The sequence below is a fragment of the Phytohabitans sp. LJ34 genome, from assembly GCF_052068095.1.
In the GTDB taxonomy this organism is placed as follows: Bacteria; Actinomycetota; Actinomycetes; order Mycobacteriales; family Micromonosporaceae; genus Phytohabitans.
The window spans coordinates 208,942-232,513 of the sequence record NZ_JBQHDG010000001.1 but is presented as its reverse complement, the minus strand read 5'-3'; the positions used below and the strand labels follow the sequence as shown (position 1 = coordinate 232,513).

The 23,572-nt window shown below is 70.2% G+C and carries 25 protein-coding genes, 4 tRNA genes and 1 pseudogene; 3 read left to right on the top strand and 27 right to left on the bottom strand.

Features of this window, described 5'->3' with window-relative positions; all coding sequences use genetic code 11:
- Nucleotides 1–2 precede the first annotated feature (2 nt).
- The 15 genes from rplL to ACTMTJ_RS01035 all read right to left on the bottom strand — a co-directional run bounded on the left by rplL (nt 3) and on the right by ACTMTJ_RS01035 (nt 9,709).
- Nucleotides 3–386 (bottom strand): 50S ribosomal protein L7/L12, encoded by a 384-nt coding sequence (rplL, locus tag ACTMTJ_RS01105; RefSeq protein ID WP_441214107.1) that lies wholly within the window; start codon nt 384–386, stop codon nt 3–5.
- Nucleotides 387–430: 44 nt separating this feature from the next.
- A complete protein-coding gene (rplJ, locus tag ACTMTJ_RS01100; protein ID WP_441214106.1) occupies nt 431–970 on the bottom strand; it encodes a 50S ribosomal protein L10 in 540 nt (179 codons plus the stop codon).
- Between the two features lie 275 nt (nt 971–1,245).
- Complete coding sequence (gene rplA, locus ACTMTJ_RS01095; RefSeq protein ID WP_441214105.1) at nt 1,246–1,962, bottom strand: 50S ribosomal protein L1; 717 nt, start codon at nt 1,960–1,962, stop codon at nt 1,246–1,248.
- 79 nt (nt 1,963–2,041) lie between these two features.
- Nucleotides 2,042–2,473, bottom strand: coding sequence for a 50S ribosomal protein L11 (rplK, locus tag ACTMTJ_RS01090; RefSeq protein WP_441214104.1), 432 nt, complete (start codon nt 2,471–2,473; stop codon nt 2,042–2,044).
- A gap of 143 nt (nt 2,474–2,616) precedes the next feature.
- A complete protein-coding gene (gene nusG / locus ACTMTJ_RS01085) occupies nt 2,617–3,336 on the bottom strand; it encodes a transcription termination/antitermination protein NusG (protein WP_441214103.1) in 720 nt (239 codons plus the stop codon).
- 22 nt (nt 3,337–3,358) lie between these two features.
- On the bottom strand, nt 3,359–3,763 hold the full coding sequence (gene secE / locus ACTMTJ_RS01080) for a preprotein translocase subunit SecE (RefSeq protein WP_441214102.1): 405 nt from the start codon (nt 3,761–3,763) through the stop codon (nt 3,359–3,361).
- A 110-nt stretch (nt 3,764–3,873) separates the two neighbouring features.
- Nucleotides 3,874–3,946, bottom strand: a tRNA-Trp gene (locus ACTMTJ_RS01075).
- Between the two features lie 104 nt (nt 3,947–4,050).
- Nucleotides 4,051–4,449: a MaoC family dehydratase gene (locus ACTMTJ_RS01070; protein WP_441214101.1), complete on the bottom strand. Its 399-nt coding sequence runs from the start codon at nt 4,447–4,449 to the stop codon at nt 4,051–4,053.
- A 1-nt stretch (nt 4,450) separates the two neighbouring features.
- Nucleotides 4,451–4,897, bottom strand: coding sequence for a MaoC family dehydratase N-terminal domain-containing protein (locus ACTMTJ_RS01065; protein ID WP_441214100.1), 447 nt, complete (start codon nt 4,895–4,897; stop codon nt 4,451–4,453).
- Nucleotides 4,898–4,938: 41 nt separating this feature from the next.
- Nucleotides 4,939–5,106, bottom strand: coding sequence for a 50S ribosomal protein L33 (gene rpmG, locus ACTMTJ_RS01060; protein ID WP_167925014.1), 168 nt, complete (start codon nt 5,104–5,106; stop codon nt 4,939–4,941).
- A 98-nt stretch (nt 5,107–5,204) separates the two neighbouring features.
- A tRNA-Met gene (locus tag ACTMTJ_RS01055) sits at nt 5,205–5,277 on the bottom strand.
- A gap of 25 nt (nt 5,278–5,302) precedes the next feature.
- Nucleotides 5,303–5,375, bottom strand: a tRNA-Thr gene (locus tag ACTMTJ_RS01050).
- A 64-nt stretch (nt 5,376–5,439) separates the two neighbouring features.
- On the bottom strand, nt 5,440–7,977 hold the full coding sequence (locus ACTMTJ_RS01045) for a putative bifunctional diguanylate cyclase/phosphodiesterase (RefSeq protein ID WP_441214099.1): 2,538 nt from the start codon (nt 7,975–7,977) through the stop codon (nt 5,440–5,442).
- A 44-nt stretch (nt 7,978–8,021) separates the two neighbouring features.
- Nucleotides 8,022–8,192, bottom strand: a complete 171-nt coding sequence (locus tag ACTMTJ_RS01040; protein WP_441214098.1) for a hypothetical protein — start codon at nt 8,190–8,192, stop codon at nt 8,022–8,024.
- A gap of 1,436 nt (nt 8,193–9,628) precedes the next feature.
- Nucleotides 9,629–9,709: transfer RNA gene (locus ACTMTJ_RS01035), tRNA-Tyr, on the bottom strand.
- 137 nt (nt 9,710–9,846) lie between these two features.
- On the opposite strand from ACTMTJ_RS01035, the gene ACTMTJ_RS01030 reads away from it, so the two are divergent.
- Nucleotides 9,847–10,341 carry a YajQ family cyclic di-GMP-binding protein gene (locus ACTMTJ_RS01030; protein WP_441214097.1) on the top strand — a complete coding sequence of 165 codons (495 nt, stop codon included), beginning with the start codon at nt 9,847–9,849 and terminating at the stop codon, nt 10,339–10,341.
- Here the strand turns inward: ACTMTJ_RS01030 and ACTMTJ_RS01025 are convergent.
- The 11 genes and pseudogenes from ACTMTJ_RS01025 to ACTMTJ_RS00975 form a co-directional block, all read right to left on the bottom strand.
- The gene (locus ACTMTJ_RS01025) at nt 10,325–11,596 is read right to left on the bottom strand and encodes an MFS transporter (RefSeq protein ID WP_441214096.1); all 1,272 of its coding nucleotides are present in this window, start codon (nt 11,594–11,596) and stop codon (nt 10,325–10,327) included. The two genes, ACTMTJ_RS01030 and ACTMTJ_RS01025, sit on opposite strands and share 17 nt — an antisense overlap.
- A 118-nt stretch (nt 11,597–11,714) precedes the next feature.
- Nucleotides 11,715–12,596: a zinc metalloprotease HtpX gene (gene htpX / locus ACTMTJ_RS01020; protein ID WP_441214095.1), complete on the bottom strand. Its 882-nt coding sequence runs from the start codon at nt 12,594–12,596 to the stop codon at nt 11,715–11,717.
- 117 nt (nt 12,597–12,713) lie between these two features.
- The gene (locus ACTMTJ_RS01015; protein ID WP_441214094.1) at nt 12,714–14,147 is read right to left on the bottom strand and encodes an NADH-quinone oxidoreductase subunit N; all 1,434 of its coding nucleotides are present in this window, start codon (nt 14,145–14,147) and stop codon (nt 12,714–12,716) included.
- On the bottom strand, nt 14,144–15,622 hold the full coding sequence (locus ACTMTJ_RS01010; RefSeq protein WP_441214093.1) for a complex I subunit 4 family protein: 1,479 nt from the start codon (nt 15,620–15,622) through the stop codon (nt 14,144–14,146). The genes ACTMTJ_RS01015 and ACTMTJ_RS01010 overlap by 4 nt, the downstream gene beginning before the upstream one ends.
- Complete coding sequence (locus ACTMTJ_RS01005; protein ID WP_441214092.1) at nt 15,619–17,364, bottom strand: NADH-quinone oxidoreductase subunit 5 family protein; 1,746 nt, start codon at nt 17,362–17,364, stop codon at nt 15,619–15,621. Before ACTMTJ_RS01005 ends, ACTMTJ_RS01010 begins: the two co-directional genes overlap by 4 nt.
- A complete protein-coding gene (nuoK, locus tag ACTMTJ_RS01000; RefSeq protein ID WP_441214091.1) occupies nt 17,361–17,675 on the bottom strand; it encodes an NADH-quinone oxidoreductase subunit NuoK in 315 nt (104 codons plus the stop codon). Before nuoK ends, ACTMTJ_RS01005 begins: the two co-directional genes overlap by 4 nt.
- Complete coding sequence (locus ACTMTJ_RS00995; RefSeq protein ID WP_441214090.1) at nt 17,672–18,175, bottom strand: NADH-quinone oxidoreductase subunit J family protein; 504 nt, start codon at nt 18,173–18,175, stop codon at nt 17,672–17,674. The genes nuoK and ACTMTJ_RS00995 overlap by 4 nt, the downstream gene beginning before the upstream one ends.
- Before the next feature lie 5 nt (nt 18,176–18,180).
- Nucleotides 18,181–18,678 (bottom strand): annotated as a pseudogene (locus ACTMTJ_RS00990) (NuoI/complex I 23 kDa subunit family protein); the annotation flags it as partial.
- A 251-nt stretch (nt 18,679–18,929) separates the two neighbouring features.
- Complete coding sequence (locus tag ACTMTJ_RS00985; RefSeq protein ID WP_441214089.1) at nt 18,930–19,349, bottom strand: ester cyclase; 420 nt, start codon at nt 19,347–19,349, stop codon at nt 18,930–18,932.
- A 20-nt stretch (nt 19,350–19,369) separates the two neighbouring features.
- Nucleotides 19,370–20,332: an NADH-quinone oxidoreductase subunit NuoH gene (gene nuoH, locus ACTMTJ_RS00980; RefSeq protein WP_441214088.1), complete on the bottom strand. Its 963-nt coding sequence runs from the start codon at nt 20,330–20,332 to the stop codon at nt 19,370–19,372.
- Complete coding sequence (locus tag ACTMTJ_RS00975) at nt 20,332–20,958, bottom strand: NADH-quinone oxidoreductase subunit C (protein WP_441214087.1); 627 nt, start codon at nt 20,956–20,958, stop codon at nt 20,332–20,334. Before ACTMTJ_RS00975 ends, nuoH begins: the two co-directional genes overlap by 1 nt.
- Nucleotides 20,959–21,113: 155 nt before the next feature.
- Between ACTMTJ_RS00975 and ACTMTJ_RS00970 the strand changes: the two genes are divergently transcribed.
- Nucleotides 21,114–21,539, top strand: a complete 426-nt coding sequence (locus tag ACTMTJ_RS00970) for an ester cyclase (RefSeq protein WP_441214086.1) — start codon at nt 21,114–21,116, stop codon at nt 21,537–21,539.
- 112 nt (nt 21,540–21,651) lie between these two features.
- Here the strand turns inward: ACTMTJ_RS00970 and ACTMTJ_RS00965 are convergent, their stop codons facing one another.
- A complete protein-coding gene (locus ACTMTJ_RS00965; protein WP_441214085.1) occupies nt 21,652–22,560 on the bottom strand; it encodes a carbohydrate kinase family protein in 909 nt (302 codons plus the stop codon).
- A 17-nt stretch (nt 22,561–22,577) separates the two neighbouring features.
- On the opposite strand from ACTMTJ_RS00965, the gene ACTMTJ_RS00960 reads away from it, so the two are divergent.
- Nucleotides 22,578–23,549 carry an isopenicillin N synthase family dioxygenase gene (locus tag ACTMTJ_RS00960; RefSeq protein WP_441214084.1) on the top strand — a complete coding sequence of 324 codons (972 nt, stop codon included), beginning with the start codon at nt 22,578–22,580 and terminating at the stop codon, nt 23,547–23,549.
- The last annotated feature ends 23 nt before the right edge of the window (nt 23,550–23,572 follow it).

Genomic DNA, 23,572 nt, shown 5'->3' with positions numbered 1-23,572 from the left:
GATTACTTGAGGGTTACCTTCGCGCCCTCGGCCTCGAGCTTGGCCTTGGCCTTGTCGGCGGTCTCCTTGTTGGCCTTCTCCAGGATCGCCTTCGGCGCGGCCTCGACCACGTCCTTGGCCTCCTTCAGGCCCAGGCCGGTCAGCTCGCGCACGACCTTGATGACCTGGATCTTCTTGCCACCGTCGGCCTCGAGGATGACGTCGAACTCGTCCTTCTCCTCCTCGACCGGGGCGGCAGCGGCGGCCGGGCCGGCCGCGGCGACGGCCACGGGTGCGGCGGCCTTGACGTCGAACACGTCCTCGAACTGCTTAACGAAGTCCGACAGCTCGATCAGCGTCATCTCCTTGAACGCGTCGAGCAGCTCGTCGGTGCTGAGCTTCGCCATGGTGTCTGGCGTCCTTCCTTGGGTTTGTTTGCGTCGGGCCGCGGTTAGGCGGCCTGTTCCTTCTCGCGCTTGTCCTGTAGAGCGGCCGCCAGACGGGCGGTCTTGGTCAGCGGGGCCTGGAGCACGGCCGCGGCCTTGCTCAGGTTCGCCTTCATGGCGCCGGCCAGCTTGGCCAGCAGCACCTCACGGGACTCGAGGTCGGCGAGCTTCTTGACCTCGTCGGCCGAGATCGCCCTGCCCTCGAACACGCCGCCCTTGATGATCAGAGCCGGGTTGGCCTTCGCGAACTCGCGCAGGCCCTTCGCCGCCTCCACCACATCGCCGGAGACGAAAGTGAGCGCGGTAGGACCGGAGAACAGCTCGTCGAGGCCGCTGATGCCCGCGTCCGTCGCAGCACGCTTGGCCAGGGTGTTCTTCGCGACCGAGTACGTCGCGGTCTGGCCCAGCGAGCGCCGCAGCTGGGTGAGCTGCGCGACCGTGAGGCCGCGGTACTCGGTCAGCACGGTCGCCTCCGCCTTGCGGAAGTGCTCGGTGAGCTCGGCGACGGCCGTGGCCTTGTCGGCCCGAACCGGCTTGTCCGCCATGTCCCTCCTCTCGTTGCGCCTGGCTGGTACGCCCGGGTCCGGACAACAAAAACGCCCCGGCGCAGGGCGCACGGGGCGGGACATGAGTCACGCTTGCTCGCACATCGCCCTGCGCGGGTCGCCCGTCGAACGGGACCTTCGACCGCGCCGGAGCGCGGTGACCAGCGGTCTTCGGGTGGTACTTCGCCGGCAAGAATACGCGGTGGTGCCACTCCCGCCAAATCGGGAACGGCGCGCTCCCCGACCGGGAAGCGCGCCGCCTTGGTGCTTGGAGGTCAGGCGTCGGCCGTGGCCTCGGTGAGGCCGCGGGTCACGTTGGGGTCGATCGGCACGCCGGGACCCATCGTGGTGGTGACGGTGACCTTCTTCAGGTACTTGCCCTTGGCCGCCGACGGCTTGGCCCGGAGGATCTCGTCGAGCACGGCGGCGTAGTTTTCCACCAGCTTCTGCTCGGTGAACGAGGCCTTCCCGATGATCAGGTGCAGGTTGGAGTGCTTGTCCACCCGGAAGGTGATCTTCCCGCCCTTGATGTCGGTGACGGCCTTGGTGACATCCATGGTCACGGTGCCCGTCTTGGGGTTGGGCATCAGACCGCGCGGGCCCAGGATCCGCGCGATCCGACCGATCTTGGCCATCTGGTCCGGCGTGGCGATCGCCGCGTCGAAGTCCAGCCAACCTTCCTGAATGCGGGCGACCAGCTCGTCGGTGCCCACCTCGTCGGCGCCGGCGGCCGCGGCCTCCTCCGCCTTGGCACCCGCGGCGAAGACGATCACGCGAACCGTCTTGCCGGTGCCGTGCGGCAGGTTGACCGTGCCACGCACCATCTGGTCGGCCTTGCGGGGGTCGACGCCGAGGCGCATCGCGACCTCGACCGTGGCGTCGAACTTGACCGTGCTGCCCTCCTTGGCGAGCTTGATCGCCTCGGCGGGTGTGTACAGCTTCGACCGGTCGATGAGGTCGAGAGCCTTGCGGTAGCTCTTGCTGTGCGGCATGTCTGCTGATTTCTCCTGTGGTCTCGGCGGGCCCACGCGGACCCTCCCACGAATGCTGTGCTTGCCCCTTACGGGTGCATTACTCCTTGACGGTGATGCCCATGGAGCGGGCGGTGCCGGCGATGATCCGCTCGGCGTGGTCGAGGTCGTTGGCGTTGAGGTCGGCCATCTTCTTCTCGGCGATCTCGCGCAGCTGGGCGCGGGTGACCGAGCCGACCTTCTCGGTGTGTGGCGTGCCGGAACCCTTCGGCACACCGGCCGCCTTGATCAGCAGGCGCGCGGCGGGCGGGGTCTTCAGCACGAACGTGAAGCTGCGGTCCTCGTACACGCTGATCTCAGCCGGGACGATGTCGCCCCGCTGCGACTCGGTCTGCGCGTTGTACGACTTGCAGAACTCCATGATGTTGACGCCGTGCTGGCCCAGCGCCGGACCGACCGGCGGCGCCGGCGTGGCCTGGCCCGCCGGCAACTGGAGCGTGAACGTCTTGACGAGCTTTTTCTTCGGAGGCATGGCTCTTTCCTGGGCGTGGTGATGACGTGGATGACGGCCGGTGGGCGCGCACGGTCAAGCGCAGCCGACAGGCCGACGTTCAAGAATAGCGCGCGGGCCAGGGCGGGGCGCGCGGGGCATGGCGGCCCCGCGCAGCGACCGAGTTAGATCTTCGCGACCTGGTTGAAGTTGAGCTCCACCGGAGTCTCCCGGCCGAAGATCGACACCAGCACCTTGAGCTTTTGCTGGTCGGCGTTGATCTCGCTGATCGTCGCCGGCAGCGAAGCGAAGGCGCCGTCGGTGACGGTCACGGAGTCGCCAACCTCGAAGTCAAGCACCTTGACCTCCGGCTTGGCCTTCTTCTGCTCGGTCTCGACCGCCGGCGCCAGCCACTTGAGCACCTCGTCGAGCGACAGCGGCGCGGGCCGGTCGGCCCGGTCGGTGGCGCCGACGAAGCCGGTCACGCCCGGCGTGTTGCGCACACAGGAGTAGGACTCCGGGGTCAGCTCCATCCGCACCAGGATGTAGCCGGGGAAGACCTTGTTTTGCACCTGGAGGCGCTTGCCGTTTTTGACCTCGACCTCTTCGCGGGTCGGCACCTCGACCTGGAAGATGTAGTCCTCCATGTCGAGGCTCGTGATCCGGGTCTCGAGGTTGGTCTTGACCTTGTTTTCGTAGCCGGCGTAGGAGTGCACCACGTACCAGTCGCCGGGTGCGTAGCGCAGCTTCTGCCGCAGCTCGGCCACCGGGTCGTAGTCGCCGTCCGGTTCGGCGACCGGTGTGTACTCCGGCTCGCTGTCGGCCTCGACCGCCTCCGGCTCGGCGGCGGTCGCCACCGCGGACTGCTCGTCGGCCGCCGCAGCGGTCTCGTCGTACTCAGGCACGCTCGCTCACTTCCGTCTTTGTCTATTCCTGGTTGCCGAAGACGAACAACACGCCCTTGGCGAACCCGTAGTCGAGCCCGGCCACGATCGCCAGCATGAACGCGACGAACACAACCACGACCGCGGTGTACGTCAACAGCTCCTTGCGGGTCGGCCAGATGACCTTGCGCAGCTCGGCGACGACCTCGCGGAAGAACCCGATGAGCCGGCCGAAGATCCCCGCCCGGGCGACCTTCTTCGCCTTCGGCTTGTCGGCGGCGGACTCGGTCTTGCGGCGCTCGCGAGTGGCCGTGCCGCCGCGCGAGACCGGCTGGTCTTCGTCGTCCTCAGCGTCAGCGTCATCGTCGACAGCGTCGTCGAACGACTCGTCGAGGTCATCGAGGTCGTCGTCTTCCGGCTCTTCGCCGCGGCGCTTGCTCTCGGCCACTTCGCCCTCCGTGGGGGGTGGGTTTGACACTTTGCCCCACCGATCCCGGCGACGGGCCGTGGCCAGCAGAGCCGGCGGGACCCGTCCCGGGGCCGGTCAGGCCTTAGGCGCAGGGGCGACAGGACTCGAACCTGCAACCTGCGGTTTTGGAGACCGCTGCGCTGCCAATTGCGCCACACCCCTGTGTAGGCAGCGATCCCACCCTAGGCACGCCCAAGGTAGGGGTAGCTACCCCACGGCGCACCAGTGTACGGGTACGCCCCTGAGATTCCCAACCTGGGACCCGTCTACGCGCGCTGACGCCTGACGATCGCCCGAGCCTGGGAAAGCACCTTCTCGCCGTGGCAGGTCGCGGTGACGTCGATCTGGGTGAGCCCGTCTTCGGTCTCGCCCTTGACCACGCCCCGAAACTCGATCTCCGTGCCCTCGTCGTCGTCGGGCACCGGCACCGGCCGGCTGAAGCGCACGCTGAAGTCGACCACGGCGTCGGCCGCGCCGGCCCAGGTGGTGACCGCCCGGCCGGCCAGCGCCATCGTGAGCATGCCGTGGGCGATCACGCCGGGCAGGCCCACCTTGGTGGCGAGGCGGTCGCTCCAGTGGATCACGTTGAAGTCGCCCGAGGCGCCCGCGTACCGCACGAGGTCGGCGCGGGTCACCCGGTAGGTCTGGACAGGCAGCTCTTCCATGTCAGCCCTCCCCACGCACGACGAGCTTGGACCAGACGCTCACCACCGGCTCGCCGGCCGAGGTGCTCACGTCGGTGCGTGTCGTCATGAAGTCGTGGCCACCGCGGGACATGATCTCCTCGACGGTGTTGACACAGACCAGCTCGTCGCCGGCGACGACCGGCCGCTTGTACGCGAAACGCTGGTCACCGTGCACGACCCGGCTGTAGTCGACGCCAAGCTCCGGGTCGTCGACGATCTGGCGGCTGGCCGCCATGGTGAGGACGATCGGAAACGTGGCAGGCGCGACGACATCCGCGTATCCGGAGGCACGTGCGGCCTCCGGATCGAGGTGCAGCGGGTCGGTCGCGCCGATAGCCTTCGCGAACTCGCGGATCTTTTCCCGGCCAACCTGGTAGGGAGCGGTCGGCGGATATGTCCGGCCGACGAAGGACTGGTCCAGAGGCATGCAGCGAACCTACCGCCCGTGCGACCTCTGGCGGCAGTGCGTCAGCGGGTCTCGCGGTGCGCGGTGTGCTTGCCGCAACGGGGGCAGAACTTCTTCAGCTCGATGCGGTCCGGGTCGTTGCGGCGGTTCTTACGCGTGATGTAGTTGCGCTCCTTGCACTCCACACACGCCATAGTGATCTTGGGACGGACGTCGGTCGCCTTGGCCACGGCGGAGTGCCTTCCTCGTCAACTGGTTCTTCGCGGATTACCGGCGCACAGACTACCCGGACACGCGAAGCGGACGCCAGTGGCGTCCGTTACGTGCGTAGCGGTGGCCGGACTTGAACCGGCGACACAGCGATTATGAGCCGCTTGCTCTGCCATCTGAGCTACACCGCCGAGGTGGGTCCAGGATGACCCGCTGAGCCCCCTTACGGAATCGAACCGTAGACCTTCTCCTTACCATGGAGACGCTCTGCCGACTGAGCTAAGGGGGCGCGTGCGCCTGGGTAAGAGTACACGTCACGCTTCCCCAGACGAAATCGGGATAGCCGTGTCGGCTCAGGTCACAGCGCGCAGGCGGCGCACCTCGCCGAGGGGCGTCGGCTCGGTCTCGGTGCGGGCGCCAAACCAGGCTTCCAGCCGCTCGTACGGCAGTGGGCGACTGAAAAGGAAGCCCTGGCCGATCTCGCAGCCCATCTCCTTGAGCAGGTCGAGCGTCAGCTCGCTCTCCACGCCCTCGGCCACCACCGTCAGCCCGAACTGGAGCGACAGCGCCACCACCGCGCGCACGATCGCAAGGTCGCCGGCATCGGTCGCCATGCCCTGCACGAACGAGCGGTCGATCTTTACCTCGTGGACGGGCAGCCGGCGCAGGTAGGACAGCGACGAGTAGCCGGTGCCGAAGTCGTCGACCGACAGCCGCACCCCGAGCTCGCGCAGCCGCCGCAGCGTCGGCAGCGGCCGGTCGGTCGGCCCGATGACGCCGTCTTCCTTGATCTCGAAGGTGACCTGCCCGGGCGCCACACCGTACTCCCGGAGCAGCGCCTCCACGCGGTTGGGGAAAGCGGGGTCGACGAGCGTACGCGGGGAGAGGTTGACCGCCACGGACAGCGGACGGTCGGCGTCGGCCCACTCGCGGCAGCGCCGCAGCCCTTCCTTCAGCACGGCCTCGGTGAGCCGGCCGAGCTGGCCGGTGTGCTCTGCCACCGCCACGAAGTCTTCCGGCGTGACCGCGCCGTGCGCCGGGTGCTCCCACCGGGCGAGGCACTCCACGCCGACCAGCCGCCGGTCGGTCAGTGTCACCTTGGGCTGGAAGTAGACCTCCAGCTCGTCGTTGTCGAGGGCGCGGCGCAGGTCGCCGGCAAGCTCGAGGCGGCGCACCGACCGCGACTCGAGGCCCGCGCTGAAAAGCTGCGCCCCACCCGGCACCGACTTCGCGACGGTGGCGGCGACGTCGGCCCGTTGCAGCAGTGTCGCGGGGTCGGTCCCATGATCCGGATGTACGACCACGCCGACCGCCGTGTCGACGTCGAGCGTGATCGTGCCGAACATGATCGGGTCGCGGATCTGCTCGCGCAGGTCGAGCGCGAGCTGGGCGGCCGCCTCGATGCTCTCCGACCGGAACGTCACCACGAACTCGTCACCGCCGACCCGCCCCACCAGCGCCGCGGGCGGTGCGAACGCGCGCAGCCGGCGGGCCACCTCGGCGAGCAGCTTGTCGCCGGCGGCGTGGCCGAGCGACTCGTTGACGTCGCGCAGCCGGTCGACGTCGAAGAGCAGCACCGCGACCACCTCGCCGGGCGCCCGGACGATGACCGACTCCTCCAGCGCCTCGGTGATCCGCCGCCGGTTGGCCAGCGCGGTGAGGCCGTCGTGGTACGCGTCGTAGCGCAGCCGGTCGACAAGCCGCGAGTTTTCCACCGCGACCGAGACGTGCACGGCGACGGCCTCCAGCAGCCGCACGTCGCCGTCGTCGAAGGTCGCCGAGTCGGCGAGGCGCCCGGTGACCTCCAGGCAGCCGACCGTCGCCTGCCCGGAACGGAGCGGCACGGCGATCGCGTCTTTTCGCATGCCGGACGCCAACAGGCGCCGGCGCAGCTCCGGGTCGCCGAGCTTTCGGCTGACAGCCACGGTCTCACCCGATTCGACCGCCTTTTTCCGCAGGTCGTCTGGTGTGCCCACGACGTCGAGCAGGCCGGAGTCGTCGACCCGGGCGCTGAGCAGCACCTCCGGGTGTCGCCCCTGCGCCGGCAGCCACAGCGTCGCGCACTCCGCCTCGAGCAGCTCGCGCACCCGGCCGAGCAGGACATCGGGCAGGGCACCGTCGTCGACGATGCCGCGCAGTGCCGCGGTCAGCTCGTACATGCTGGTGAGCGTGCGGTGCTGGCGGACGAACTGCTGGTAGGACCGGTAGCCGAGGACGAAGACGACGAAGACGGCGGCGATGAGGAGCATGCCCCACGGGCTTTGCTGGAGCACCAGCAGGACGACAAGGCCGAGAGTGATGTTGATGCTGGCGACGACAAGGCCGGGCACTGCGGTGCGCACCAGGTCGCGGGGCGAGGTGCGGCCCTGCACGAGAGTGATGACGCCGGCCACCGCGGCGAGCGTGACCAGCACGCTGGTGGCGACGGCCGCGATCAGGACGAGCCACGTCAGCGGGTCGGGCTCAGGCCCCACCGGCCCCCAGCCACGTACGACGACGCTGGCGAAGGCGGTGGCCGCCGCGATGGTCGCCACGTTGAACCAGAGCTTTACCGGCGACTGCTGCCGGCGCACCGCCACGATCAGGGTCGCGGCCGCCCGCACGAGCACGACGGTGACCGGTGACAGATAGAACAGCGCCAGGACCAGCGGCACCTCGCTCAACGACACCTGAAATACGTGTCGCCGGAGGTCAAAGCGGAGGATCGTCCAGTCGGTCGCGATGAACAGGCCCAGGTAGAGCAGCGCCAAGAGCCAACCCGACGGGGGAACCTTCTGCCCGGCCTGCGCCGCCATGGTCAACACGGCCGCGATCAGGAACAGCGGCACTGTGATGACCCAGGCAAGCTGGGATGAACGCGGAAGAGCGACAGACGGCCGGGGCACAGGCACTCCTTGTGACTAGTGGTGCCTGCTCATGGCCGGCACCAGCATCGTCAGCCCCAGGTGAAATCCCGCTGCAACTGCACAGCGGTAGGCGAGGACACATCGCTGGCCGTCCCTGGGCGGGCGACCCCCCAGGTGAAGTCCGTCTCGGTGCGGGCCATCCCCCACGTGAAGTCCTGCGTGGAGAAGCCCTCGTCTCCCGACGAGACTGCCGCGAACACGCCCGTAACCCCAGCGATGGCGAAGGCGGCGCCGAACAGCGCAACCAGGACGCATCGCCTGAGTCGGCGACCGAACCTGCCTTCAGGCATCAGGGCTCCTTTGCCGGTACACAAGCATCTTTCAGGGGTTACCGCTGATCGTGCCACACGGACCGCCCCTGACACATCCTGATCGGCGGCTTAGAACCACAGTGCGCGAAAAAGATGTCTGAACGGCTGACCGGAAGCTTAGCGGAGCTTTAGGAGCCCTCGTCTCCGTGCAAGATTTCACCAGCCGGCCGGCCCTCATCGCCCCCACAGATGGCTGAGAAAGGGGCGATTTTCCCGACTTGGTCGCGGACTCGCCGATCGCTTTGTGTGGGATTTGTGGGCTATGACACTCCGCCGCCTTTGTCCGTACTTGCCAGACCCTTCCCCTTCGCGTCACCTCGCCCTACCTTGCACGCCACCCCCGCACGTCACACGCGCGGCCCCCTGGCTGATCTTGCGTATGAGCGGGACCCAGCCGGTCCGGGCTTCCCACACCGGCGCTTGCATATGCGCACTCGCTCGGCTTTATCAAACCCTATGTGGTGACTCATGAGTAAGCAACGACAATCGTCAACATATTCTGTGGCGGCACAGTTCTGGCGCGACGACATACGCGGGTGTAACGCGAATCCACTTCCTAATTCGCCAGTCAACGGCGCCAGTCACGACGCAATCCCAAACTCGCCCGCCGCTTCGCGGACGCGATTTTGCCCCAATCAACCCGAATGGCCGATGACCTCATCCACCCAACGCACGACACCTCCTCCACCAAACCGCCGACAATCGATCAACACCGGCCACAGCCCATGCCGGGAAGCCATACCACCAGTCAGAGCCTGACCCAGGCGAGCGCACGTGGCCATCTCCGCACGCCCAAGCACGTCGCGGACGATCTGGCCCGCGTGACCCGTCGCTAACGACTCCGGACCCTGGTTTGTCCGATCAGGGACTTGGCGACTGAGCGATCGCACTTGCATCGGGCAGAGGTGCTTGCATCTTCAAACCGGACGATGCAAGGTTCGTCGAGTTTTTTTTACATCGAGGGTCAGACCCACCGTCGTCAGCACCGCCGTCAGGGCCCCGGTGACGCACAGCATCAAGATCTGAAACGGCGTCGGTGTCCCATCGAGCCCAGCCGAGCCCGCGGCCACGGCGTTCGAGGAGGCGAGGGCGATAACCGTCGCCCTCGCCCCAACGTGACGCCGAGATGACATAGAGCCATGCTTCCATGCCGTGTCCACAGTGGCTGTCATCCGAGTGCGCCTCCGATCCAGTCGTTGGCGCCGCCAAGTGCTCGCCCACGACACGCCATGGGGCGCATAGGAGGAGCTGGATCTATTTGGCTCCCGACAAAGATCGGCCCCGGCCAGCGTTCAGGCTGGTCCGGGGCCGATTTTCCCTAGGTGTGGCGGGTAGAGGATTCGAACCTCTGTAGCTTTCGCGACGGATTTACAGTCCGCTCCCATTGGCCGCTCGGGCAACCCGCCTAGGGCGCGCCGCCACGGTCTCCGCGGCAGCGGAAGCAAGGATAGCTGTTGCGGTGGGCGGTCTCGCAACCGGGTACGGTCGGGGGGTCACTGGCCCCGGAACATCTTCATATCGCAACAAAGCAGGAGCATGACCTATGGCAGCCAACCCGTCGTTCGACATCGTCAGCAAGGTCGACCGGCAGGAGGTCGACAACGCCCTCCGGCAGGCGGAGAAGGAGCTCACCACGCGCTTCGACTTCCGCGGCACGGGCGCACAGATCTCCTGGTCGGGCGAGGAAGCGGTCAGTCTCCAGGCGGAGACGGAGGATCGGGTCCGGGCGGCGCTCGAGGTGTTCAAGGACAAGCTGGTCAAGCGCAACATCTCGCTCAAGGCGCTGGACGCCGGTGAGCCGCGGACGTCGGGGAAGACGTCGAGGATCGACTGCAAGATCGTCCAGGGCATCGACCAGGAGAAGGCCAAGGCGATCGGCAAGAAGATCCGCGACGAGGGGCCCAAGGGCGTGCAGGCGCAGATCCAGGGTGACCAGCTGCGGGTCACGGGCAAGAAGAAGGACGACCTTCAGGCCGTGATCAGCCTGCTCAAGTCCGAGGACTTCGGGATCGCCCTCCAGTTCACGAACTACCGCTGACCGTCGCGGCCGCGAGCGTCTGGTTGATCCGGGCTGTCGCGCGGGCGTCGGCACGGGCGATCGAGCCGGATGGCAGGCCGGCCACCACGGCCGCCACACCCACCGCCGCGCCGGCGAAGAGGAACGCCCACGGTACGCCGCCGGGCTGGTCGACGATCAGCCCGGACACCGAGCCACCGACGGCGGTGAACGCCACGGCGACGGTGATGACCCAGGTGTAGGCCTCGTTCAGCATGGTCACCGGGGCGATGCGGCCCACCATGTTGTTTTCGACGGTGAGGGCCGGCGCGATCGTGGCGCCGCCGGCGAACAGGGCGACGCCGAGCGCGATCGGGTGGGGCATGACGGCGTACAGCGCGAACGTCGCCGCCAGCGCCGCCAGCAGCAGCGCGAACTGCCTCGCCGGGTTGCGCGCCGCCGGTCGGGTGCCGAACCAGAAGCCGCCGGCGGCGCTGCCCAGCGCCCAGACCGCTAGCAGCAGTCCGCCCAGGCTGTCGCCGTCGCTGTGGCGGCTGGCATACGCGGGCACGATCACGCCGGCCGCGCCGAACGCCGTGCCCAGGCCGGCCACGCACACCAGCAGCGCCGGAAAGCCGCTGATCCGCAGCGGTCCAAGGCCGCGGGTGTGCTGCTCGGCGGGGTGCGGGCGCCAGCCGCGCATGACGGCGCCGCGGGCGACGACGACCGTGCCGCCCAGTGTGAGGACGGCCGCGCCGACGATGGCCGCCGACGGGTTGGCGAAGAGCACGAAGCCGGCGACCAGCAACGGCCCGATCACGAAGACGAGCTCGAAGAGGGTGGTCTCGGCGGCCAGCGCCGCGCCACGGATGTGGTGGCGGCCGCCGCCGGGCTCGGTGAGATCGTTCCAGGCGCCGCGGATGGCGGCGGTCAGCGGCGGGTACGTGGCGCCGGCCACCGCCGAGGCCACGAAGATCACCGGCAGCGCGTCGATCCGGCTGGCCAGCAGCAGCGCGCCGAGCGCGACGGGGTGTGCGATGCCGGTCAGCAGCAGCACTGGCGAGGGGCCGATCCGGTCGGCGACGCGGCCCGCCACGGGGCTCAGCGCGGCGCCGGCCACCGCGTAGATGCCGCCGGCGATGGCGGCCGGTGTGTACCGGTCGGTGGCCTGCTGCACGAGGAGCAGCAGCGCCAGCGGGGTCATGCCGATGCCCAGCCGGGCGATGATGCCGACCACCAGGAGGACGGGAGCGCCGGGGAGCCGCCAAACCGCCGAGTACTGGCGCAGCGCGGCCACGACGCACCTCCCCGTGTAATGACCGACAGACCCCTCCGACCCTAACCAAGGTCCCCCTGGGTGGCCACATGAATACGGGCCCGGGGTGTGCCCCCGGGCCCGTGAACCGCGTTACCTGTTATCGCTGGAACTGGACCGGACCGGAGTTGGCGGCCATCTGCTCCAGGCGGCGCACCCGCTCGGCCATCGGCGGGTGGGTGGAGAACAGCGACGCGATGCCGCCGCCCTTGAACGGGTTGTCGATCATGAGGTGCGCGGTGCTGGTGAGCTGGCCCTCCGGCGGGAGAGGCAGCTTCTGCGCACCGTAGTGGATCTTGCGGAGCGCCGAGGCGAGCGCCAGCGGGTCGTTGGTCAGCCGGGCGCCGGAGGCGTCGGCCTGGTATTCGCGGCTGCGGCTGATCGCCAGCTGGATGACCGAGGCCGCGATCGGGCCGAGGATCACCATCAGCAGCAGGACCGCCGGGTTGACACCATCGTCGTCGTCCCCGCCGCCCAGCGGCAGGAACAGCGCGATGTTGGCGACGAACGTGATGATGGTCGCGAGCGCGCCGGCCACGCTGGAGATCAGGATGTCCCGGTTGTACACGTGGGACAGCTCGTGGCCGATGACGCCGCGCAGCTCGCGGTAGTCGAGGATCTGGGTGATGCCCTGCGTCACGGCGACCGCCGCGTGGCGGGGGTTACGGCCGGTGGCGAAGGCGTTGGGCTGCATCGTGGGGCTCACGTAGAGCCGGGGCATCGGCTGACCCGCCTGGGTCGAGAGCTCGCGCACCATCTGGTACAGCGCGGGGAACTCCGCCTCGCTCACCGGCTTGGCCCGCATCGACCGCAGCGCGATCTTGTCGGACAAGAAGTAGCTGACGGCGTTGATGCCCAGCGCGATGATCACCGCGATGACCAGGCCGCCGCTGCCGCCGAACCAGTAGCCGAGAGCCAGGACGATGCCGGATAGCAGGCCGAGCAGAGCGGCCGTCTTGAGACCGTTCCATTGCCTGTGCACGATCACTCACTCCTTTAGGACCCGGGACCGCGTACGGGGCCCGGCACCAGGCATAACAACCTGATGCCCCTCCCATCATCCGCGCATTCCTGTGACCTTGCTGAGTGTCTGCCCAGCTCACGCCAGGTCAAGCACCACCTGGGGAGCGAAACCGACCACCACGATGGCGAGCGTCACAACGCCCAGTGCGGCCGCCACCGCCCACGGGATCCGCGCCCGGGTGCCCTCGGCCGGCACCGGCCCGTAGAGGACCGCCGCGACGCGGACGTAGTAGGCGAGGCCGATCACCGCGTTGAGCGCGACCACGACCGCCAGCCAGCCGGCCCCGCCGTCGAGCAGCGACCGCACCACCACGACCTTGGCGAAGAGCCCGGCCAGGCCCGGGGGCAGGCCGGCGAGGCCGACCAGCGCGAGCACCAGGGCCGCACCCACCCACGGATGGGTACGCGCCGCGCCGCGGTAGTCGGCGATCTGGCCGCCGTCGTCGCCCGGTCGCAGCGCCACCACCGCGCCGAAGGCGGCGAGTTCGAGGAGTACGTAGAAGACGGTGTACGCCACGGTGGCCGCGACCGCCACCGACAACGCCTCGTCGGTGCGGCCGTCCGCCAGCATGAACGCGCCCAGCGGCGCCAGGATGTAACCCGCCTGGGCCACGGACGACCAGGCGAGCAGGCGCACCATCCGGGTCTGCCGGAGCGCGACGAGGTTGCCGACCGTCATGGTGAGGACGGCCAGTACGGCGAGTGCCGGCCCGGCCAGGTCGAGGGCGGGGCGCAGGCCGTCGACGACCGCGTACAGGATCGCGACCACCCCGCCAAGCTTGGAGGCGGTGGAGAGGTAGGCGGCGATCGGGACGGGAGCGCCGTCGTAGGCCGCCGGCGCCCACGCGTGGAACGGCACCGCGGCAACCTTGAACGCCAGCCCGGCCAGCACCAGCACCACCGCCGCGCCGGTGAGCGGGAGGTCGGGCAGGCCGGTGGCGAGCGTGGCGAGGTGGACCCGGCCGCTCACCGCGTACAGCAGGGCGGCGCCGAGCAGGGTCACCGCGGTGGCGACCACGCTGACCACGAAGAACGTGACCGCGCCCTCGGCGCTCTCCACGGTGCGGCGGCGGAGGCCGACCAGCACGTACAGGGGAAGGGTCAGCGTCTCCAGCGCCACGATCAGCGTGATCAGGTCGCCGGCCGAGCCGAGCGCGACGCCGCCGGTCATCGAGCAGGCGAGCAGGAAGGCGTACTCCCCCGGCGGCACGTCCCTGGTGGCCGCGGACAGGGCGATCACGCCGAGCGTCAGCAGCGCGAAGAGGGCGGCGACCAGGGCGGAACGGTCGTTCGCGACGAACGAGCAGGCATCGGGCACGCAGAAGGTCTGCCGGTCGTCGCCCAGCCCCACGCCGATCGCGGCCGCCGCGGTGGCGAGCGCACCGAGCGCGGCCACCGCGAGCACCGCGGCGCGGCGGGCCAGGATCAGGTCGGTCAGCAGCACGAGTACCGCGGTGCCGGCGGCGAGGTAGGCCGGCAGCAGGGCGACGTGGTCGACGGACTGGGTCACGACCGCACCGCCTCGACGAGCGCGCCGACCGGGTCGCCGGCCATGCCGAGCACCAGCGCGGGCAGCAGGCCGACGACGAGCGCGAGCAGCACGAGCGGCGCCCAGGCGGCCACCTCGGCGCGGGCCAGGCCGGGCGGATCGAGCGCGCCGACCGCCGGTCCGTGGGTGACCCGGCGCAGCAGGCGCAGGAAGTACGCGGCGGTGAGCGCGCCGCCCACGGCGGCTACCGCGGCCAGCGTGGTCCAGAGTGGACCGCCCTTGTCCAGCGACGCCACGACCGCGAACGCCTCGCCCCAGAAACCGGCCAGGCCGGGCAGCCCGAGCGAGGCGATGGCGGCGAAGGCCAGGATGCCGGCCAGCCACGGTGACTGCTCGCGCAGCCCGCCGAGCTGGGCAAGCTCGCCGGTGTGCGCCCGCTCCTTGATCGCCCCGGCGAGGAAGAAGAGCAGGCCGGTGATCACGCCGTGCGCGACGTTGCCGATCAGCGCGGCCTGGATGCCGGTGGTGGTGAGCGTGGCGATGCCGAGCAGCACGAAGCCCATGTGGCCGACGCTGGAGTACGCGATCAGCCGCTTGATCTCGGTCTGTGCCAGACACACCAGTGAACCCACCACGATCGCGGCCACCGCCAGGATGCCCAACGCCGGTGCGGCCCACCGCGCGCCCTCCGGCGCCACGCCGACCGCGACCCGGATGAGGCCGTAGGTGCCCATCTTCAGCAGCACGCCGGCCAGGATCACGCTGCCGACCGTGGGCGCCTGGGTATGCGCGTCGGGCAGCCAGGTGTGCAGCGGCCACAGTGGACTCTTCACGGCGAACGCGATCGCCAGCAGGACGAACGCCGCGATCTGGGTGCCCCGTGACAGCTCGCCTCCGCCGGTGAGCGCCACGATGTCCGCGGTGCCCGCCGACACCACGACGGTGAAGACGCCGACCAGCAGCAGGACCGAGCCGAAGAGGGTGTACAGCACGAACTTGCGCGCGGCATGCGCCCGGTCGTCGCCGCCCCAGACGGCGATCACCGCGTACATCGGCAGGAGCACGACCTCGAAGAAGACGAAGAAGAGCACAAGGTCGAGCGCCAGGAACGTGCCGAGGATGCCTACCTCGATCACGAGCAGCAGTGCCACCAGCGTGTGCCCCCGCCCGGGTGCCGGCGCCCGCCACAGTGTGAACGCGCAGCAGAGCAGCGTGAGCAGGGCGGTGAGCACCACCAGGGGGTACGAGACGCCGTCGACGCCCAGGTGGAAGCGCAGGTCGAGGCCGGGCACCCAGCTGAGGTCGACCTCGTGCCAGGGGCGGACGGCCGCCGGGCCGTAGGAGAACCAGGAGTCGCGGTAGAGCGGGACGCTCAGCACCAGCGCCACGGCGGCCGCGACCGTGCCCGCCGCCTGCCCGGCCCGGCTCGGCAGGAACGCGGCCAGCAGCGCGCCGGCGGCCGGTATCGCCAACACCGCGACAAGCAGCCACCTCACAGGATCACCCCCAGGGCGGCGAGCAGTACGGCGGCGGCGAGCACCGCGGTGGCCGCGCGGGGCAGGCCGGTGCGGTGTGCCATGGCCAGGCGCCGGCCGAGACTCACGGCACCGCGGCCGGTGCCTTCCACGGCACCGTCGACCCCTGCCTCGTCGGCGAGTCGAAGTCCGCGAGCGGCGAACCGCACCGGGCGTACCAGAAGGAAATGCTGGACCTCGTCGAGCCAGAAGGCGCGGGCGAAGGCCGGGACGGTCGGCAGGCCGCGCCAACCCAGGATGGCGCCGGCGGCGAGCAGCGCTACGGGGAGCAGGATCCAGGCGTCGAAATGGGCCTCTTCGAGGCCGAGCGCCGCGCGGAAAGCCGGCCAGAAGATCGCCAGGCCGAGGAGGGCGCTGGGGATGGCGAGGAGGGCGACCGGCCAGCGCATGAGCGGCGGCGCCTCGTGGCCGTGCGTGGTGGCGGCGCCGAAGAAGACGCCGCGCAGCAGGCGGGCGGCGTAGAGCGCGGTGATCGCCACGCCGGCCAGCGCGGCCAGCCACACCAGCCAGCCCACCCACTCCGGGGCGGCGCCGTGCGGGTGGTGGGCGGCGTTGATGATGCCTTCCTTGCTCCAGAAGCCGGCGAGCGGCGGCAGGCCGGCCAGCGCGCCCAGCCCGATCGCGAAGGACCAGAACGTCACCGGCATCTCCCGGCGCAGGCCGCCCATCCGGGACATCAGGTTGCTGCCGACGGCGTGGATCACGCAGCCGGCGGCGAGGAAGAGCAGTGCCTTGAACGCGGCGTGGGTGAGCAGGTGGAACAGCGCGGCGGAGGTCGAGCCGACCGCGAGCGCGCCGGCCATGTAGCCGATCTGGGAGACGGTGGACCAGGCGAGCACGCGTTTGATGTCGTCTTGCGCGGTGGCGGTGAGCGCGCCGAGCAGCAGCGTGATGGCCGCCATCACGCCCAGGACGGCCAGGGCGGCGCCGGTGAACAGCGGATAGAGCCTTGTCACGACGTAGATGCCGGCCGCCACCATGGTCGCGGCATGGATGAGCGCGGAGATCGGCGTGGGGCCGGCCATCGCGTCGGGCAGCCAGGTGTGCAGCGGGAACTGCGCGCTCTTGCCCGCCACGCCGGCGAGCAGCAGCAGGCCGGCGACGGTCAGTGTGGTGGCGCTGTAGTCGTGGGCGAGCACGCCTTCTATGCGGAACGTGCCGGCGCCGATGCCGAGCACCGCGATGCCGAGCAAGAAGCCGACGTCGCCGACGCGCGTGACGATGAAGGCTTTCACCGCGGCGGCGGGCGCCTCGGGGAGGCGGCGGTCGTGGCCGATGAGGAGGTAGGAGCAGATGCCCATCACCTCCCAGCCGACCAGCAACATGATCAGGTCGCCGGCCACGACGACCAGCAGCATGGCGGCGGTGAAGAGGCTGACCTGGGCGGCGTAGGGCGGGTAGCGGTCGTCGTCGGCGAGGTAGGTGATCGAGTAGACCTGGACGGCGAGGGCGACGACGCCGACCGCGATGGCGACGAGGATGGCCGGCTGGTCGACGCGCGCGCCGAAGGTGACGGTGAGGTCGCCGATCTCGAGCCACGTCGCGCTTTTGTCCGATTTGTCGAGCAGTGCCGCGATGACCAGCGCGCCAGCCGCGCCGACGACGGCGACCGTGGCGGCCGCCTTGCGGGCTCTCAACGGCAGCAGGAGGCCGATGAGCGCGGCGGCGAAGGGTACGGCCGGGAGGAGCACCCCCGGGATCACGCGTCGACCCTTTCCAGCGGCACCTCGTCGACGGCCACGCTCGCACGCAGCCGGTAGAGCTGGAGCACGATCGCCAGCCCCACCCCCACCTCGGCGGCGGCGATCACGATGACGAAGAGGGCGAAGACCTGCCCGGTCTGCGGCAGCGCGGCCCGCACGGTGGTGTCGGCGGTGACGAGGATCAGGTTGACCGCGTTGAGCATGATCTCGACGGACATCAGCAGCAGGACCGCGTTGCGGCGGCGCAGGACGCCGTAGACACCGATGCCGAACAGGAGAGCCGCGGTGACGTAGGGGATCACAGGCCTCATCGATCAGCCCCAATGTCTGGCCGCGACACCACGATCGCTCCCACCAGCGCCGCCAGCAGCAGCACCGACAGCACCTCGAAGGGAAGCACCCACGAGCCGAAGATCTCGCTGCCGAGCCGCTCGGCCGTGCCCGCCTCGGGCAGGTCCACAGTGGTCCACCGGAACGCGTCGATCAGCAGCGCGGCGAGGCCCAGCCCCGCGCCGCCGCCCACCAGCACGGCCGGCCAGCCGGGGCGGTCGAGGTCGTCGGAGGCGCCGATCGGCGCGCGGGTCAGCATCACCGCGAAGAGCAGCAACACCACGACCGCGCCCACGTAGATCAGCACCTGCACCCAGGCCACCAGCTCGGCGGTGAGCACCAGGTAGAGGCCGGCCATCGCACCGAGGCAGACGACGAGGTAGAGGCCGGCGCGCACGAGGTGCTTGGTGGTGACGACGAGCAAGGCCGAGCCCACCGCCACGGCCCCCAGCCCCAGCAGCAGCACGTCGGCCGCCGTCACGTCTGTGCCTTCTTGGCCGCGGCGCTCTCTTCCTTGCTCGGCTCGCCGTTGGGGTCGTGGACGGCCGGCGGCGGCACCGTGGCCATCCACTCACCCAGCCGCTCCTTGTCGTGCAGGAGGTCACGGATGTCGTACTCGGCGTACTCGAACTCGGGCGTCCAGTAGAGCGCGTCGAAGGGGCAGGCTTCGATGCAGATCCCGCAGTACATGCACAGCGAGAAGTCAATGTCGAAGCGGTCGAGCACGTTGCGCTGGCGGGCCCTGGCCGCGCCGGGCACGACCACCTCTTCCTTGTGCGAGTCGATGTAGATGCACCAGTCGGGGCACTCGCGGGCGCACAGCATGCAGACCGTGCAGTTTTCCTCCAGCAGCGCGATCACCCCGCGCGAGCGCGGTGGGAGATCGGGCGCCACATCCGGGTACTGCTGCGTGTGCGACCGGCGGGTCATCGTCTTGAGGGTGACGGCCAGCCCCTTCGCCAGCCCCTCGCCAGGCACGCCCATGCCGCATATCCTGCCCCGTCAGCCGCTGGGGCGCGAGCACCACGCTTCTTCTGCTTTTCTGGCTCCACCGGCGGGGCCGCAGCTGACCACCAAGCTCACGCGCGGGGGGCTTGCCCCGCGGACGTGGCAGCGGAGGTCGGGGATCTCGGCGAGCGCGAGCGAGCCGCCGACCTCCGCGGTCTCCGGCGGGAGCAGCGGTCTCCAGCTGACGCGGACCCGGGACATCGAATTAGGCGGAGCAGCGCGGGAGATCAGGCCTCCGGTGAGGTGGCGCTGCCGGGTGGGGTGAACTCGACGCCGAGCTGCTGGAGCACCTGGAAGAGCTCGTTGACGCTCCAGACGTCGCTGATCTTGCCCTCGCCGTCGAACCGGAGGAACGTGGCGCCCGAGTAGCTGACCACCTGGCCGGTGGGTGGCACCGGGCCGAACTGGCCGATCTGGGTGCCGGCCGCGCGCCAGTGGATGGCCGCGCGCTCGCCGTCCACGAGCAGATCGACGATCTTGTAGCGCAGGTCGGGGAATGCCGCCCGGCGGTCGCGGTGCCAGGCCAGCACGCCATCCGGGCCGCTCTCGCCGAGCCCGGGGCAGTCAGAGGCAATCAGGTCGTACGCCGTTTCCTCACGGCTGCCATTCCACACATCGGTCACGAAGCTGCGTGTCGCGGTGTCCACATTGACCACGGTCGCGCAGCTTACATCACTACCTTCACCGCCGCGGTCAACACCAGCTGCGCCAGCGCCAGCGGCACGAGCACCAGCCAGCACAGGCGCTGGAGCTGGTCTTCGCGCAGGCGGGGGTACGACACGCGGAGCCAGATGATCACAAAGGACACCGCGAAGACCTTGACGAGCGTCCACAGCCAGCCGAGGTATTCGTCGCCGAACGGGCCCTGCCAGCCGCCCAGGAACAGCACGGTCGTGAGCGCGGCGATGACCACGATGCCCACGTACTCGGCGAGGAGGAAGAACGCGAAGCGGAGGCCGGTGTACTCGGTCATGTATCCGAAGACGAGCTCGGAGTCGGCGATCGGCATGTCGAACGGCGGCCGCCGGATCTCGGCCACCCCTGCGACGAAGAAGACCACCATCGCGGGCGCCTGCCACAGCAGCCACCACGGCTGCCACGCGGAGACGATGCCGGGCAGCGAGAGCGTGCCCGCGGCCATCGCCACGCTGGCGGCGGCGAGCACCAGCGGCAGCTCGTAGCCCAGCAGCTGCGCGGCCGCGCGGAGGCCGCCGAGCAGGCTGTACTTGTTGGCCGACGCCCAGCCGGACATCAGCACCGCCACCACGCCGACGCCGACCACCGCGAGCACGAAGAACAGCCCGATGTCGAGCGGCTCGCCGACCAGGTCGTTGGGGCCGAGCGGGATGACCAGGAGCGCTAGGAGGTACGGCACCAGGGCGACGATCGGCGCGAGGCGGAAGACCTGCCGGTCGGCGGCGCTGGGAGTGACGTCTTCCTTCTGCACGAACTTGACGCCGTCGGCGATCAGCTGGGCCCAGCCGTGGAAGCCGCCAGCGTACATCGGGCCGAGCCGCCCCTGCATGTGCGCCATCACCTTGTGCTCGGCCTGGCCGACGAGCAGCGGCAGCGTGAGGAACGCGATCACCACGCCAGCTACCCGGATGATCAGCTCCAGCCAGAGCGGCATCAGCGTTCACCTTCGCTTGCGACGGCCGGATCGCTCCGCGCGCTCGCACCCGGCCCCCATTCGCCTGGTGCGGGCACGCCCGGCGGGCGCATCGGGGCGCGCTTGCCGCCGCCGTGCCCGGACTCGCCCGGCTCTTTCGCGCCCGGCCACGGCTTGGCGACCCGGGAGGCGAGCACGAACTCCTTGCGCAGCGGGTGGCCCTCGAACTCCGGCGCCAGCAGCAGCGGCCGCAGCTCGCCGTGCCCCGGGAAGTCGATGCCGAACATCTCGTGCGTCTCCCGCTCGTGCCACGCGGCGCCGGGGTAGACGGCCACGATCGACTCGACGGCCGGGGTGTCGCGGGGCACGCGGGTGCGTACCAGCAGGCCGTGCCGGAGGCTGGTGGACCAGACGTGTGTCACGACCGAGAAGCCCTCGTCGAGCTCGTCGACCGCGGAGAGCCAGTCGAAGAAGTCGAAGGCCAGCGCCGCGTCGTCGCGCGCCGCGAGCAGCGCCGCGCCCCAGGATCCCGGGGGTACGTCGACGGTGGCGCGCGCATACGACTGGCCACCTGAGACCGAGGCGACGATGTCGGGCGCGGGCCCGAGCACCTCGACCAGCCGCGCACCGACCTCGTCCGGCGTCATGCAGGGAATCTTAGGGCCAGGTGCTGGCCCGCGGCGCGTGCCGAACCCGTGGCGAAGGCGGGCAATCCTGCGCGCACGGCCCTGACCTGGGCTGATACTGGCCAAGGGAGGGCAGAGGGCGCCGCTGGCGGCGCCCCGGACGGTTGGGGGCAACGATGACCGTTGACGAGCTCAAGAAGATCAACGAGCACTTCTACGACGAGGTCTTCCGGCGGCGCAACATCGACGCGATCGACGATCTACTCACCGACGACTTCGTCGAGCACGCTCCCGCGCCCGGCCAGTCGCCGGGTCGCGAGGGCGTCAAAGAGTTCATAGGCCAGGTGCTGGCCGCGTTCCCGGATCTCGACCTGGAGATCGAGCGGGTGATCGCCGAAGGTGACACCGTCGCCGCGACGCTGCGGTTCACCGGCACGCATCAGGGCGAGTTCGCTGGCTTGCCGGCGACGGGCCGGCGCGCGACCGTGACCATGACCGAGATGACCCGCTTCCGCGACGGTAGGTGCGCCGAGCACTGGGGCGTGGCCGACATGGCCGGCCTCATGGCCCAGCTCGGGGCGCCCCCGGGTGGCGGGTTCTGATCTAGAGAGCGACCGTCGCGGCGGCCCAACGGGGTGAGCGCGACCAGCAGCGGACGGGCGAGGCCGCGGGAGCAACGGAGAGCGACCACGACGAACATCGCGGTAGCCCACCTCAGGCGGTCGTCGTGGAGACCACGGCGGCCGGTAGCAGCGAATCGACCTCGCCGCGCGGCGGTGGCAGTGCGCCGGGGCGGGCGCAGACGGCGGCGGCGGTCGCGCTCGCGTAGCGCATGGCGCGGGTGACCGACTCCGTCGACAGGTCGCCGCCGAGGTGGGAGAGCAGCCCGGTGGTGAACGCGTCGCCCGCGCCCACCGTGTCGGCCACGGTGACGGGTGGGGCCGCGCAGACCGTGACGAGCCCCTCGTGTACGGCCACCGCGCCCTGCCCGCCGCGGGTCACCACCACCAGGCGCGGGCCGAGCGAGGCCCAGCGGCGGGCCACGGCGACGTCCGGCTCGCCGGGGCAGAGCCAGCGCAGGTCTTCGTCGCTCACCTTGACCACGTCGGACGCGCGCACCATCTCCTCGACCCGGGCCAGCGCGCCGGCCCGCTCGCCGACGAGCGCGGGGCGGATGTTCGGGTCGTAGGACACCAGCGTGCCGGCCCGCTTCGCGGCCTCGACCACTGCCAGGACCGCCGTGTCGCCCGGAGCGACCGCGCTGGCCAGCGAGCCGGTGTGTACGCAGTCGACGCCGGTGAGGTCGGGCTTGCCGCCGTACGCCCAGGTGAAGCGGAAGTCGTAGGTCGCCGCGCCGGTCTCGTCGACCCGGGCGAACGCCACGCTGGTGGCCGGCGTGTCGACCAGCTCGTCCGGCGCGACACCGTACGCCTCCAGGTGTCCGCGCAGCAGCCCGCCGAACAGGTCGGTGCCCACCTCGCTGGCGAACCGCACCTCGTGGCCCTCGGCCGCCAGCCCGACCGCGACGTTGAGCGGGCTCCCGCCCGGCGTCGCCGCGAAATCCCACGAGCCGCCACGACTGATCAGGTCGACAAGGCTCTCGCCCACCACCAGGTACGCCACGGCGTAAGGATAGGCATATGACCTCCACGTCTTCGCTGCCCGTCATCGACATTTCCCGGCCCGATGACCGCCCGGCCCGGGAGATCGAGGCGGCCTGCCGCGAGACCGGGTTCTTCTACGTGACCGGGCACGGGGTGCCGCCGCGGCTGCTGGCGGAGCTGGACGCGGCGAGCCGGGCCTTCTTCGCGCTGCCCGAGGCGGAGAAGATGCGGATCTCGATGGACGTCGGCGGGCGGGCGTGGCGCGGGTACTTCCCGGTGGGCGGCGAGCTGACCTCGGGGCGGCCCGACCTCAAGGAGGGCGTCTACTTCGGCAGCGAGCTGCCCGACGACCATCCACGGGTACGCGCCGGGCTGCCGCTGCACGGTCGCAACCTCTTCCCGGAACGGGTGCCGGAGCTGCGCGGCGCGGTGCTGGCCTACCTCGACGCGCTCACCGGCGTGGCGCAGGCGGTGCTGCGGCATGTGGCGCGGAGCCTCGACCTGCCCGCCGACTACTTCGCGTCCGGCTACACGGCCGAGCCGACGATCCTCTTCCGGATCTTCCACTACCCGCCCTCGCCGCCGCGGAGCGAGGACTGGGGCGTCGGCCAGCACACCGACTACGGCCTGCTCACGCTGCTGGCCCAGGACGACAACGGCGGCCTTCAGGTGCGTACGCCGGGCGGGTGGATCGACGCGCCACCGTTGCCCGGCACATTTGTGTGCAACATCGGCGACATGCTGGAACGGCTGACCGGCGGCTGGTATCGCTCGACGCTGCACCGGGTGCGCAACGTGAGCGGGCGCGACCGCCTCTCCTACCCGTTCTTCTTCGATCCGGACTTCACCGCCGAGGTGCCGGCGCTCCCGGCGCGGGCCCGGACCACCGCGGCGGGCGAGCCGCGCTGGGACGGTGCGGATCCCCGGGCTTTCGAGGGAACGTACGGCGACTATCTGCTGGGGAAGGTGTCGAAGGTGTTTCCGCAGCTCTCGGGCGACGTGCTCTGAAGCCGCCGCTCGTCGGTGCCCAG